We start from the raw sequence: 13773 nt of genomic DNA, 5'->3' as shown, positions 1-13773 counted from the left end.
ATTTCCTTTTTTATGGCCCAGACTCCTTCGATCGCGCCCCTGCCCGCCCCAACTTCCGTTGCGACGCTGCCTGACCTGTTTCGTGGTTTTGCCAAAATCGGGCTATTGGGCTTTGGCGGTGTCGGGCCAATTGCCCGGCACGTGATTGTGCGCGAGCAGCGCTGGCTTAGCGAAAAAGACTATGCAACGCTGCTGGGTATCGGCAAGGTCTTGCCCGGGGCCAATACGGTCAACGTGGCCGTCATGCTGGGCGACCGTTACCATGGCATCAAGGGCTCTACGGCCGCGGTGGCCGGCCTGCTGGTGCTGCCGATTCTGATATTGATCGTGCTGGCCATCCTGTACCAATTTCTGGACCAGAACCCCTATTTCAACGCCGCCCTGCAAGGCTCGGCCTGCGCGGCAGCCGGCATGGTCATCGGCACCGGCCTGAAAATGGCCAGCAAGATCGACCTGCGGGCCCATCATATCGTGGCCGGCATCGTGACGATTGCACTTGTGGTACTGCTGAAGTTTTCCCTGTTGCAGGTGGTTGGCGTCATGATGCCGCTGGCGATTCTTGCCAACTTCATCATCGCCCGCCGCCAGGGACACCAGCCATGATGGTGCTGCTTGAACTGTTTTTGACCTTCAGCCGCATTTCCCTGATCGCCATCGGCGGGGCCAACGCCGCCATCCCGGAAATCCGCCACGCAGTGGTTGATATTCACCAATGGATGAACTCCGACACCTTTACCCATCTGTTTGCCGTCGCGCAATCGGCGCCCGGCCCCAATGTGCTTATTGCAAGCATCATCGGTTGGCATGTGGCCGGTATTTCCGGGCTGCTGGTGGCCACCATCGCCATGGTATTGCCAGCCTCGGTGCTGGCCTTTGGCATTGGCCGCGTGATCAGCCACTTTACCCACCGGCGTGAATACAAGCTGGTGCAGGACGCCGTGGTGCCGGTCGCCATCGGGCTGATTATTGCAAGTGGCATTGAGCTGTCGCTGTACTCAGCCTTTGACGTGCTCACCTGGGGCATGGTCCTGGGCACGCTGGTCTTCGTCTATTTCACCGAAGCCAACCCCATGTGGGCGCTGCTGGTCTGCGCCATTGGCGGGGTGGTGGCCTATCAGGCAGGCGTGCTCTGACCCCCTTGCCGCTGCCTGAGATCCTCCAGCCACGTTGCCGCATGCGCCTTGCCATGGTCGCCTGGTGCGCGTTGGGCGCCTCGCTGAAGATGGCGTTGTACTCCGCGTTTGATCTTTCTGCCGCTGCAAGGTAAAAACGCCCTGTTCTAGGCCCCAGCGCCGGCATCAGCTCCGCCCCGGCCCGAGTGGCGCGATCATCATTGCACGCCCATTGCCGCAAAACCCCGGTGCGCTGCAATATTCGTCTAAAATCACTCTTTCCCCCCTTTTTTGTACTTACATTGCATCTTATGTCCCGCACGATTTTTGTTACCACGGCTCTCCCTTACGCTAACGGTTCGTTCCACATTGGCCACATCATGGAGTATATCCAGGCTGACATCTGGGTACGAAGCATGCGAATGGCCGGCCACACGGTACATTTTGTCGGCGCCGATGACGCCCACGGGGCGCCCATCATGCTCAAGGCAGAAAAGGAAGGCATCACGCCGCAGGAACTGGTGGCCCGTTATGCGCAGGAACGCCCGCGCTATCTGAATGGCTTTCATATCAAGTTCGATCACTGGCACAGCACAGACAGCCAGGAAAACGTCGACCTTTCCCAGGCCATCTATCGCCAGCTCAAGGCTGCCGGTTTCATCAGCACCAAGACCATCGAGCAGTTCTATGACCCGGTCAAGAGCATGTTCCTGCCCGACCGCTACATCAAGGGCGAGTGCCCCAAATGCCACGCACCGGATCAATACGGAGATTCCTGTGAAGTATGCGGCGCCGTTTATGCCCCTACCGATCTGATCAACCCGTACTCCACGTTGACCAACGCAACGCCGGTGCTCAAATCGTCCGAACACTTTTTCTTTAATCTGTCCGATCAGCGCTGCGTGGAATTTCTGCAGGAGTGGACAACCGGCAGCAACAGCCAGGGCAACAAGCGCCTGCAAACGGAAGTGCTGGCCAAGACCCGCGAGTGGCTGGGCAATGACGAGGACAAGGAAAGCAATCTGAACGATTGGGATATCTCTCGGGATGAGCCTTATTTCGGTATTGAAATTCCCGATGCGCCGGGCAAGTACTTTTACGTCTGGCTGGATGCGCCGGTGGGCTATCTGGCTTCGCTCAAATCCTACTGCAAGCTTCAGGGAATAGACTTTGACGCCTTGCTGGCGCCGGATAGCAGCACCGAACAGGTTCACTTTATCGGCAAGGACATTGTGTATTTCCATGCCCTGTTCTGGCCGGCCATGCTCAAGTTCTCCGGCCGCAAGGTGCCCGATGCCCTGAATGTGCACGGCTTTATCACCGTGAGCGGCGAAAAAATGTCCAAAAGCCGCGGCACCGGCATCTCGCCCGTCAAGTACCTGGACATTGGCATGAACGCAGAATGGCTGCGCTACTACATCGCGGCCAAGCTCAATGCACGGGTCGAAGATATTGATTTTAATCCCGATGATTTCATCGCCCGCGTCAACAGTGACCTGATCGGCAAATACATCAATATTGCCAGCCGCGCCGCCACCTTCATCACCCGCCACTTCGATGGCAAGCTGGGTTATGCCGGGGATGCCCAGGCAATGGCAACTGAATTGGCGACACTGACCGAACAGGTACAAAGTGATTTCGAGAACCGCGAGTACGCCCGCGCAATCCGCAATCTGATGGCGCATGCCGACAAAATCAACCAGGCATTTGACAGCGCCCAGCCGTGGGTGATGGCCAAAGGCATCAGCACTGCAGACGAGCAGCAGAAACTGGCCTTGCAGGATGTTTGCTCACGCGCCATTGCCGGCTTCAAGGCCCTGTCTGTGATGCTGGCGCCGGTACTGCCTGCGCTGGCCGAACGTATTGCAACTGAATTGTTCGGCATGAACCGCAGCTTTGCCTGGACCGACGCAGCCGAACTGCCCGACCATATTGCGCCGTTCAAACACCTGATGCAGCGTGTTGAGCCGACCATGCTCGATACCCTGATTGAACCCGATGCACCCGCAGCCGATGCTGACGTTGTGGCCGCAGCAGTTGCCGCAGCACTGCCCGGTGGTGAAACCATTGCAGATGTAATTACGATTGATGATTTTGTAAAAATAGATTTGCGAATTGCAAAAATTGTTAATTGTGAACATGTAGAAGGTTCCAACAAGCTGTTGCGCCTTACACTGGATGTGGGCGAAGGCAGAACCCGGAATGTGTTTTCTGGAATAAAATCAGCTTATCAGCCCGAGACCCTGATCGGAAAATATACGGTAATGGTGGCCAACCTGGCCCCACGTAAGATGAAGTTTGGTGTCTCCGAAGGCATGGTGCTTGCCGCCAGCGATGCTGATGAAAAAGCCAACCCCGGTATCTATATCCTGGAACCGTGGGAAGGCGCTCAGCCTGGCATGCGCGTTCGCTAATACGCCGGTCCCGCAAAACGGGCCGGGTGCACGAGCATCATGTTGTGGTCAACAATGAAACGGAACGTAGAAATATATGGTTGGAACATGGTGCAGAAGCGGTTTTGGCCGTCTGAAAAAAACCGTCAGGCGCTCACGCCCGCTCATGTTTGTGAACGAGCTGATGCACCAGCCCAAATTTACCGGCGCCATCTGTCCCAGCTCTCGCAGGCTGGGGCGCTATATGGCCAAGCACATCCCGCTCAATCATGACGGCGTCGTTATTGAGCTGGGCGGCGGCACCGGTGTTATCACACAGGCAATACTGGATCATGGCGTTCCCGCCGACAAGCTGATCGTCATTGAGTTTTCCAACGTCTTTGCCCAGCACCTGCAGCGGCGCTTTCCGCACCTGACCATCATCAACGGCAATGCCGCAGATCTGGACGCCCTGCTGCCCCCGGGTGTACGCATCAATGCCATCGTCTCCAGCCTGCCGCTCATTTCCCTGCCGCCCGAAGTGCGCAGCCGGATCCTGCACCACTGGCAGACCCTGCTCAAGGATGACGGTCGCGCCATCCAGTTCACCTACAATCTGCGCCAGACACATTGGCAAACAGCCCTGAAAGCCTGTCATTACAGCAGTGAAATCGTCTGGGCCAATGTGCCTCCGGCACGGGTCATGACATTCCGCTTCGCAGCCTGAGCAACCCGCGCCCGCTGGGCGAATGCACTACAATGCAAATTCCGTCGTCCGAGCGACGCTCCGCCTCCAAAGCCCCCGGGGCCTGGTGGATTGGCGCCCGCACAAAAAGCCAGACTTTGTACGCCCTTGCCCCTTGACCATGACCATTGCAGATTCCAATAAAAACGCCGATAACAGCGCCAATGACAACGCTGATAACAACCCGAACAATCAGGCCAGCAACCCTGCCGACAACCAGACCAACGTGAGCGCCAGCAACAGCGCAAATAACGAGGCCGATAACCAGCCCGCCGACAGCAACGCTGCAGCCGAGGTCATCGCCAGCAAAGAGACCACCAATCCCGATGAGTTAAAAGTACGCCATATACGCAGCTTTGTGCATCGCCGCTCGCATATGACGCCAGGCCAGAAACAGGCGGTTGAGCTGCATATGGACAAATGGGCGTTGCCCTACCAGGACGGCCTGCTCGACTATGACCAGGCCTTTGGCCGCAACGCCCCCACCATTCTGGAAATCGGTTTTGGCATGGGCGAAACCACACAAAAAATTGCCCAATTGCGCGCCAATGAAAATTTTCTGGGCGTTGAAGTGTTCAACGCCGGCGTCGGCGCATTGCTCAAACGCATTGAAGAGTCTGGCGTGAGCAATATTCGCATCATCCAGCACGATGCGGTCGAGGTGGTACAGAACATGATCGCGCCAGACAGCCTGGCCGGTGTGCATATTTACTTTCCCGATCCCTGGCCGAAAAAACGCCATCACAAACGTCGCCTGGTGCGACCCGAATTCATCGCCCTGCTGGCCAGCCGCATCAAACCGGGCGGCTATATCCATTGCGCGACAGACTGGGAAGACTACGCCGGGCAAATGCTCGAAGTGCTTGGCGGCGAAGCATTGCTGCGCAACACCTGCACAGACTACGCCCCCAAACCCGATTACCGGCCCCAGACCAAATTTGAAACCCGTGGCCTGCGACTGGGCCATGGCATTCGTGATCTGGTTTTCAAACGCATATAGACTATTTCAAGGACCACTGCATGTATCCGCCTATTGAACCCTATCAGACCGGCAAACTTGATACTGGTGACGGCCACCAGGTGTATTGGGAGCTTTGCGGCAACCCTCAAGGCAAGCCGGCTGTTTTCCTGCACGGCGGACCGGGCGCCGGTTGCGGCCCGCACCATCGCCAACTGTTCAATCCGCAGCATTACAACATTCTGCTGTTCGATCAGCGCGGTTGCGGTCGCTCTGCGCCGCACGCCAGCCTGCAAAACAATACCACTGCCCACCTGATTGCCGACATTGAACGGCTGCGCACCGAGGTGCTGAAAGCCGAGCAGATGCTGGTCTTTGGCGGGTCATGGGGTTCTACCCTGGCGCTGGCCTATGCCCAGGCACATCCGAAACAGGTGAGCGAGCTGATCGTGCGCGGTATCTTTACCCTGCGCAAGGAAGAACTGCGCTGGTTCTACCAGGAAGGCGCCTCGTGGCTGTTCCCGGATTACTGGGAAGACTATGTGGCCCCGATCCCGCCAGAGGAGCGCGACGACCTGGTTGCCGCCTATCACAAACGCCTTACTGGCGATGACCGCGAAGTGCAGATCAACGCGGCACGCGCATGGAGCCAATGGGAAGGCCGCACGATCACGCTGTATCCCGATCAGTCCAACACCCAGAACTACATTGCCGATCACTTTGCCCTGGCCTTCGCACGCATTGAAAATCACTACTTCACGCACGCAGGCTTTATGCAGGATAACCAGTTGCTGGATAACGCCCATCTGCTCAAAGATATTCCAGGTGTGATTATCCAGGGCCGCTATGACTGCTGCACCCCGGCCAAAACAGCATGGGAACTGCACAAGGCCTGGCCACAGGCCGAGTTTCATATCGTGCCCGATGCCGGCCACGCCTTTAACGAGCCGGGTATCCTCAAGCTACTGCTGGAAGCCACCGACCGTTACGCCAGGCAATAGGCTCACCTGAAAAATAGCGCCATCTTAAAAATAAGTATCGGCGAATAACCGGTTGGTGAAAGCAAAAGGCCGCGACAGCAATACGCGGCTTTTTGCTTTAGTCTCGACACGTATCAGCCCCAAACACGCAATTTTCCCCAAAAATGCATTTGCCTAGCTTTGTATAGTTTGAATAGTCATTGGGCGACATTGAGAGATTTTGCGCAGCGATTGGCAGGATCTAACATTTGTTAACCTTCGGGGTCTTCCGTTTGTCATGTATTCCATGAATAATAGCGCTACGCACGAACCGTGCTATATTGAAGCTGTGTGAAGTTGTCATTCACGATAACAAGGAGTCATAACAATGGGTATTCTCAGTTTTATCAAAGAAGTCGGCGAGAAAGTATTCGGTGGCAATGAAGCGCAAGCGGCAACCCCCGAAGATCTCAAAAAGGAACTGGCCAAGCACGGCCTGGACGCTGATGGTCTGGATATCGCCGTTGATGGTGACAAGGTCACAGTGAAAGGCAATGCAGCAACCACTGCCGACGCAGAAAAAATTGCAATTGCAATTGGCAATACACAGGGCGTGGCTTCTGTAGACAACCAGCTGTCTGCGGCTACAACCGAAGAGGAATCCAACTTCTATACCGTCAAATCCGGTGATACGCTGTCCAAGATCTCCAAAGACCAGTATGGCGACGCCAACCAGTACCAGAAAATCTTTGAAGCCAACCGTCCAATGCTGAGCCACCCGGATAAAATCTATCCAGGCCAGGTTCTGCGTATTCCCAAGTAATTGCCTGCGCTCAGCCTGATCCCTTCCACGGGTATCAGGCTCCGGTTCGAGCTGATATGCCTATCGTGCGCAACCAGCAGTGAACGGCCTGCCATAGATCTTCACAAAGGCCTATTTGGCATGCATAGACAAAACCCTGGATATGAAAATATCGCAGGGTTTTTTATTGCATCCTGAATACGGGACATGCGTGATATTGCGAGATAGAACGCAGCGTGCAGCCCTGATTCCATCGATCCACTTCTCAAAGCACATGCGCGAGCACTGGCAAAATAGCGTCCTTATGCAGATAATTCAACAGAATAAAAAACGGCCCGGCCAGCAGAAAATATAGCGCTTCGCGCACGGTGCGCCCCAGCGCCTTCATTGAAATCTCCAGGTGCGCCGGGTTGTTCCAGTGACGCAGCGTGATGCCCAGGCGCGGCACATGCTGTTTGTAATTGCTATAGGGCGCGCCAAAAATCATCTGCAGCGTGTCTTCTTCCTGCGCAATCACCCAGTTGAACACCAGATAGATTAAGCCGCCGCTGATCAAGCCGGTCAGCACGGAGCCCGAGAGCAGCCCCATGCCGGTCACCCCCATGATGGAAAACATATACAGCGGGTTGCGCGTGACGGAATACGGACCATGCGTCATCAGCTCGGTGTTCTTGCGGCCATTCAGATAAAGCGAAGACCAGATGCGTCCCAGCGCCCCGCACAGGATCAACACCAGGCCGACCGTCTGGATCAGGTCATGCATGAGCGTCACGTTGCGCCAGGCCGATTCGGTAAAGAGGGACAAGGCAACAGTTACAAGCGCAGCGGCGACCAGCAGCACACGCCGCAAGCGCTGCACGCGGCTTAAGCTTTTGAGCCGCGCATAGACGACCGAATCAGGTGTGGCTGCGGCTTTACTTGGGCCTTTGCTCGCGCCTTTGACCGCAGCGTCTATCGCGGCTGCAGCACGCGCGGCGCGCGAACCTTGGACGGACGCCGCACCGGCGCCGGCGGCGATCGTACTATCTGTAAATTCACTCAGGGACATGACGGGTACTCAAAAAAAAATGCATCGCGCAAAAACCTGCGCGTATGCATCTTTATACCCAGTCGCTTATCAAATTATTGTTGAATAATCCGCAGCATCTATTGCACGGCGATTCAAATCAATTGCGCAACATTAATCCAACAATCTTATTTCTTGAAATTGCCAAATGCGCCCATGCCGCCTTTGAGGCCCTTTAAGCCGCCCATGGCGCGCATCATCTTACCCATGCCGCCCTTCTTGAACTGCTTCATCATGCCCTGCATCTGCTCGAATTGCTTAAGCAGCTTGTTCACTTCCTGCACCGGCACCCCGGCGCCGGCGGCAATACGACGCTTGCGGGTTGCCTTGAGCAATTCAGGCTTGCTGCGTTCTTGCGGCGTCATGGAATTCAGAATGCCTTCGGTGCGACGCAATTGCTTCTCGGCCTGGCCGCCCTGAATCTGGCCCGCAGCCTGGGCAAATTGCGCGGGCAGTTTTTCCATGAGCGAACTCATATCGCCCATTTTTTTCACCTGCTGCAACTGCTCACGAAAATCATTCAGGTCAAAGCGGTCGCCCGTCTTGATCTTGGACGCCAGCTTTTCCGCCTCGGCAACATCAATATTGCGTTGCGCCTGTTCCACCAGCGATACGATATCGCCCATGCCCAGCACGCGCTGCGCCATCCGTTCCGGGTGGAACACTTCCAGGCCGTCCAGTTTCTCGGACATCCCAATAAATTTCAGCGGCTTGCCCGTCACATGACGAACCGAGAGCGCCGCGCCCCCGCGCGCATCGCCATCCAGCTTGGTCAGCACCACGCCGGTCAGAGGCAACGCCTCGCCAAAAGCCTTGGCTACGTTTACCGCATCCTGGCCCTGCATGGCGTCCACCACGAACAGCGTTTCAATAGGCTTGATCAGCCCGTGCAGCATGCTGATTTCCTGCATCATGGCCTCGTCCACGCCCAAGCGGCCCGCGGTATCGACAATCAGCACTTCATAATGATGCTTGCGGGCGTAATCGACCGCAGCCAGCGCAATGTCACGCGGCTTCTGGTCAGCTGCAGAGGGAAAGAAATCGGCCCCCACCTGGCCGGCCACCGTGCGCAACTGTTCAATCGCCGCAGGGCGATAAACGTCGACACTGACAACCAGCACTTTCTTTTTCGGGACCTTGCGGCCATCCTGGATAAGCTCGCCGGTCACCAGCAGACGCGCCAGTTTACCGGTGGTGGTGGTTTTACCCGCCCCCTGCAGGCCCGCCATCAGGATAATGGCCGGCGGCGTGGTGGTCAGATCCAGCTCCGAGGCATCGGCGCCCAGATCGCCGCCCATCACGGCGGTCAGCTCCTTGTGCACTACCCCAACCAGCGCCTGGCCCGGGTTCAGGCTGTCTGTGACATCGATGCCCAGGGCCCGTTCCTTGACTTTGGCGACGAACTCGCGCACCACAGGCAGGGATACATCGGCCTCCAGCAGCGCCATGCGCACTTCGCGCAGCATCTCCTGGGTGTTGGCTTCGGTCAGGCGCGCTTCCCCGCGCAGGGTTTTCATGGCCCGGGATAACCGGTTGGTCAAATTATCAAACATGGAATTTCACTGAAGTAAATGGGGGAATGGGCAAAACGGCTATACTATATGCCTGTAGGCCGGATCGCGCTATGCAGATCCGCTGATTGCTTATCCGGAAACACTCGTCATTATTTTATGTCTTACGACATTGTATTTCACTCTCTGGCCACCGTGGCCTATCTGCTGCTTAGTTTACTAATTTGGCGGCCCCTGCTCGGCGCGCAAGGTCCCATGCTCTCTGCCGGAACCTCCCGCTGGCTGCTGGCTGCCGTGCTTATTGTGCATGGCGTGGCCGTACATATGGCCATGCTGCACGAAAACTCGCTGCGCCTGTCGTGGTCGGTGGGCCTGTCGCTCACCATCTGGCTGGGTATGATCGTCTTCTGGCTGGAAAACCTTATTAGCGACATTGACGGCTTAAAACTGCTGCTGTTGCCCATTGCCGGGTTCATTTGCCTATTGGCGGCCCTGTTTCCGGGCCACGACAGCCTGGTCATTCCGGTTGCCGACGCCTATTTCCAGGTGCATCTGCTTATTTCCATCGGCGCATACAGCCTGATCGCCATCGCCGCCATTCATGCATTTCTGATGACCTTGCTGGACCGTTACCTGCACCAACCGGTACAAGCCCGCGCCGAGCGCTCGGTGTTTGCCCGCGCGCTGGAAGAGCAACCGCCCCTGCTGGTTCAGGAAAAAATCCTGTTTCGCCTGATCTGGATCGGCTTTGTGCTGCTGACCCTGTCCATTATCACAGGTGTGGCCGTTTCCATGAGACTGACTGGCGTGATGCTGCCGTTTGACCACAAAACCGTATTTACCATGATGTCATGGGTGGTTTTCGGGTTGCTGCTACTGGGGCGTGCCCTGCGTGGCTGGCGCGGCCGCTTTGCCCTGCGCTGGACCCTGGTGGGCTTTGCCCTGCTGATGATTGCGTACACCGGCACCCGCTTTATTTTTGATGTCATGCTGCACAAAGGAGGTGCCTGATGCGCTTTATTATTACGATCGTCCTGCTTTGTGTGCTCTACCTTGTGGTGCGCCACTTTCTGCGCAGCTTTATCCGCAAGCTCAATGACGGTGCAGCAGCGCAGGCGGCCCGCACCTCGGGGGCCGCTCCTGCCAGCCTTCCTGAAGAAGATATGGTGCAATGCGCCCATTGCGGCGTGTATCTGCCCGCCTCGGAAGCGATCACGCAGCAGGGACTGCAGTGGTGCAGCCAGGACCATGCCAGACTGGGAGTGAAATAGCACGCCCGACCAATTTGCCTCTGAATAGTACGCTTAAATAGTACGCCTATGACAGAAGAAATATGACTATGACCGAAGACCTCAAACTGGACCGACGCGGCTGGCTGTGTCCTGCGCCCGGGGTCCGACATATCCGCTCACCCAACCAGGACCGCCGCCCCCTGCTGGAAAGCGTCTCCCTTCTGGTGATTCACAATATCAGCCTGCCGCCCAACCAGTTTGGCGGCCCGCATGTACAGCAGCTTTTTACCAATACCCTGAACCCGCACGAACACCCGTTCTTTGCAGAGATTACCGATCTGCGCGTCTCAGCACACTTCTTTATCAACCGCAGTGGGCGCATTATCCAGTTTGTGAGCACCAACAGGCGCGCCTGGCACGCCGGGGTGTCGCGTTTTGACGGGCGCGACCGCTGCAATGACTTTTCCATCGGCATTGAACTGGAAGGCACAGACTTTACCCCCTTTACCGACGAACAATATCTGCAACTGGCTGCGCTTACCACGGTACTGCGCAACCGCTATACGCTTAAAGCCGTACGCGGCCACGAACATATCGCCCCCAAACGCAAGACCGACCCGGGGCCGTATTTCGACTGGCACTGGTATAAGCGACTGACAGGCTGGGATTGGCGGCAGATGCCCAAAGGCATTGCAAGCCAACGACTGGTGCGGGTTTAAACCAACAAACCGCGCAAACATAAAATAAAAATCCGGCCCCAAGGCGTCTACCCTGGGGCCGGATTGCATTGGTTTGCAAGTACTTTCTGTGGACTTCCAAGTACTATTTCAACCGTCATCAGGCAGATATTCTGGGATAGCCGCCATAGCGGCCGCCCCAGCACCATCATGATTTAGCTTTTAAGCAGCAAACCATTCAGGCGTTTTACATACGCAGCCGGGTCGGCAATTTGCGCGCCTTCGGCCAGCATGGCCTGATCCAGCAGCACATGCGCCCAATCGTCAAACGAATCGTCTGCGGCGCCCTTGATTTTTTCAATCAGGGCATGCTCGGGATTGATCTCCAGCACGGGCTTGATATCCGGTGTTTCCTGACCAGCGGCCTTCAACAGGCGCAACAGGTGCGGGCTCACATCGTTCTGGCCAACCACCACGCAGGCAGGAGAATCCACCAGACGGTTCGTGACTTTGACTTCCTTCACAGACTCGCCCAGAGACGCTTGCAGGCGCTCCAGCAAAGGCTTAAGGGACTCGGCTACTTCTTCCTGATGCTTTTTCTCTGCTTCGTCCGTGAGCTTGTCCAGATCCAGGCCGCCCTTGGCCACAGACACGAAAGACTTGCCGTCGAACTGACGGAAGTGCGAGAGCATCCATTCGTCTACACGGTCTGACAGCAGCAGGACCTCAATACCTTTCTTGCGGAAGATCTCCAGATGCGGGCTGTTCTTGGCAGCAGCAAAGCTGTCGGCCGTGACGTAATAGATGGCCTCTTGCCCTTCTTTCATGCGGGAGATATAGTCTGCCAGCGTTACGTTCTGGATGGCATCGTCGTTATGGGTAGAGGCAAAACGCAGCAGCTTGGCAATGCGTTCCTGGTTGGCGATATCTTCGCCTGTGCCTTCCTTGATTACCTGACCGAACTCTGTCCAGAAACCGGCATAGTCTTCAGCACGGTTTTCTGCCAGATCTTCCAGCAGGCTCAGGATACGCTTGGTCGAACCTTCGCGGATTGCCTTCACATCGCGGCTTTCCTGCAGGATTTCACGCGACACGTTCAGCGGCAGATCGGCCGAATCAATCACACCGCGCACAAAGCGCAGGTAGGACGGCAGCAACTGCTCGGCATCATCCATAATGAAAACACGTTTGACATAAAGCTTGACGCCACGACGCGCTTCGCGATCGTACATATCAAACGGTGCGTGTTTGGGCAAATATAACAACTGTGTATATTCGCTGCGACCCTCTACGCGGTTATGCGTCCAGGCCAGCGGCTCTTCAAAATCGTGGCTAACGTGCTTGTAGAACTCGGTATATTGCTCGTCTGTAATGTCGTTCTTGGCACGGGTCCACAGCGCACTGGCCTGGTTAATGGTTTCCCACTCGTCCTTTTTGACCTGCTCGCCCTTCTCGGAATCGTACTCTTCCTTCTGCATCAGCACAGGCAGGGAAATATGATCGGAATAGCGGCGCAGCACTTCGCGCAGCTTCCAGCCGCTTAAGAAATCATCTTCTTCGGCGCGCAGATGCAGCGTCACGCTGGTGCCGCGCTCTGTTTTCTCGGTATCGGCAACGGTAAACTCGCCCTGCCCTTCAGATTCCCAGAACACCGCCTGGTCTACCGGCTCGCCGGCACGACGGCTAACGACAGTAACCTTGTCGGCAACGATAAAGGAAGAATAAAAGCCCACGCCGAACTGGCCGATGAGCTGGGCGTCTTTTTGCTTGTCGCCCGAGAGCTGGGAAAAAAACTCCTTCGTGCCGGAACGGGCGATGGTGCCCAGGTTGGCCACTGCCTCGGCCTTGGTCAAACCGATACCGTTATCGGCGATTGTGATGGTGCGCGCTTCCTTGTCGTAACTGACGCGGATTTCCAGGTCTGCGCCGCCTTCGAGCAACTCGGGCTTGTCAATCGCCTCGAACCGCAACTTGTCGCAGGCGTCTGACGCATTGGAGACCAGCTCGCGCAGGAAAATTTCCTTATTGCTGTACAGGGAATGAATCATCAAATGCAGAAGCTGCTTTACTTCTGTCTGGAAACCCAGCGTTTCCTCTGCTTTTTTCACGGTAGTATCGGATTGACTCATGGTAACTTTTCGTTAAATTGGATGGAAAATGGTGAAAAATGGGGCAAAACAGCCAGTTTTACGGCAATTTCGCCCTCGTATCCGATAGTAGTGGGGACGCGGGGAGGGTTTTCAAGGGGAAAAGTGGGAAATTGGCAGGTAAATGAGGATTTTTTATTAGTAAGCGCGTGGGAATGGCGCAAGAAAAAGAATATGGGTATAATTCCGCTC

At 56.1% G+C, this 13773-nt stretch carries 13 protein-coding genes; 10 read left to right on the top strand and 3 right to left on the bottom strand.

Annotated features, from left to right (window positions below; translation table 11 throughout):
- Nucleotides 1–12: 12 nt before the first annotated feature.
- The 7 genes from INT32_RS13240 to lysM all read left to right on the top strand — a co-directional run bounded on the left by INT32_RS13240 (nucleotide 13) and on the right by lysM (nucleotide 6969).
- Nucleotides 13–603 carry a chromate transporter gene (locus tag INT32_RS13240; RefSeq protein WP_193089201.1) on the top strand — a complete coding sequence of 197 codons (591 nt, stop codon included), beginning with the start codon at nucleotides 13–15 and terminating at the stop codon, nucleotides 601–603.
- A complete protein-coding gene (locus INT32_RS13235) occupies nucleotides 600–1133 on the top strand; it encodes a chromate transporter (RefSeq protein ID WP_193089200.1) in 534 nt (177 codons plus the stop codon). The genes INT32_RS13240 and INT32_RS13235 overlap by 4 nt, the downstream gene beginning before the upstream one ends.
- Before the next feature lie 290 nt (nucleotides 1134–1423).
- The gene (gene metG / locus INT32_RS13230; protein ID WP_193089199.1) at nucleotides 1424–3526 is read left to right on the top strand and encodes a methionine--tRNA ligase; all 2103 of its coding nucleotides are present in this window, start codon (nucleotides 1424–1426) and stop codon (nucleotides 3524–3526) included.
- Nucleotides 3527–3602: 76 nt separating this feature from the next.
- Nucleotides 3603–4211, top strand: coding sequence for a class I SAM-dependent methyltransferase (locus tag INT32_RS13225; protein ID WP_370540229.1), 609 nt, complete (start codon nucleotides 3603–3605; stop codon nucleotides 4209–4211).
- Nucleotides 4212–4350: 139 nt separating this feature from the next.
- Nucleotides 4351–5229 (top strand): tRNA (guanosine(46)-N7)-methyltransferase TrmB, encoded by an 879-nt coding sequence (gene trmB, locus INT32_RS13220; RefSeq protein ID WP_193089198.1) that lies wholly within the window; start codon nucleotides 4351–4353, stop codon nucleotides 5227–5229.
- Between the two features lie 20 nt (nucleotides 5230–5249).
- Nucleotides 5250–6188, top strand: a complete 939-nt coding sequence (gene pip / locus INT32_RS13215) for a prolyl aminopeptidase (protein WP_193089197.1) — start codon at nucleotides 5250–5252, stop codon at nucleotides 6186–6188.
- A gap of 346 nt (nucleotides 6189–6534) precedes the next feature.
- Nucleotides 6535–6969 (top strand): peptidoglycan-binding protein LysM, encoded by a 435-nt coding sequence (lysM, locus tag INT32_RS13210; RefSeq protein WP_193089196.1) that lies wholly within the window; start codon nucleotides 6535–6537, stop codon nucleotides 6967–6969.
- Nucleotides 6970–7213: 244 nt separating this feature from the next.
- Here lysM and INT32_RS13205 read toward each other — a convergent pair whose 3' ends face one another.
- Complete coding sequence (locus INT32_RS13205; RefSeq protein ID WP_193089195.1) at nucleotides 7214–7996, bottom strand: isoprenylcysteine carboxylmethyltransferase family protein; 783 nt, start codon at nucleotides 7994–7996, stop codon at nucleotides 7214–7216.
- Nucleotides 7997–8142: 146 nt separating this feature from the next.
- A complete protein-coding gene (gene ffh / locus INT32_RS13200) occupies nucleotides 8143–9567 on the bottom strand; it encodes a signal recognition particle protein (RefSeq protein WP_193089194.1) in 1425 nt (474 codons plus the stop codon).
- Between the two features lie 117 nt (nucleotides 9568–9684).
- Here ffh and INT32_RS13195 point away from each other — a divergent pair, with 117 nt between their 5' ends.
- The 3 genes from INT32_RS13195 to ampD all read left to right on the top strand — a co-directional run bounded on the left by INT32_RS13195 (nucleotide 9685) and on the right by ampD (nucleotide 11476).
- Nucleotides 9685–10536 carry an inner membrane protein YpjD gene (locus INT32_RS13195; RefSeq protein ID WP_193089193.1) on the top strand — a complete coding sequence of 284 codons (852 nt, stop codon included), beginning with the start codon at nucleotides 9685–9687 and terminating at the stop codon, nucleotides 10534–10536.
- Nucleotides 10536–10796, top strand: coding sequence for a PP0621 family protein (locus INT32_RS13190; RefSeq protein ID WP_226817009.1), 261 nt, complete (start codon nucleotides 10536–10538; stop codon nucleotides 10794–10796). The genes INT32_RS13195 and INT32_RS13190 overlap by 1 nt, the downstream gene beginning before the upstream one ends.
- Before the next feature lie 68 nt (nucleotides 10797–10864).
- Nucleotides 10865–11476 (top strand): 1,6-anhydro-N-acetylmuramyl-L-alanine amidase AmpD, encoded by a 612-nt coding sequence (gene ampD, locus INT32_RS13185; RefSeq protein WP_193089264.1) that lies wholly within the window; start codon nucleotides 10865–10867, stop codon nucleotides 11474–11476.
- Between the two features lie 173 nt (nucleotides 11477–11649).
- On the opposite strand, the gene htpG is transcribed toward ampD, so the two are convergent.
- Nucleotides 11650–13563 (bottom strand): molecular chaperone HtpG, encoded by a 1914-nt coding sequence (gene htpG, locus INT32_RS13180; protein WP_128396647.1) that lies wholly within the window; start codon nucleotides 13561–13563, stop codon nucleotides 11650–11652.
- Nucleotides 13564–13773: the final 210 nt, after the last annotated feature.

It is taken from the genome of Advenella sp. FME57 (genome assembly GCF_014897675.1).
Lineage (GTDB): Bacteria > Pseudomonadota > Gammaproteobacteria > Burkholderiales > Burkholderiaceae_B > Advenella.
This window is presented reverse-complemented; position numbering and strand designations above follow the sequence as displayed.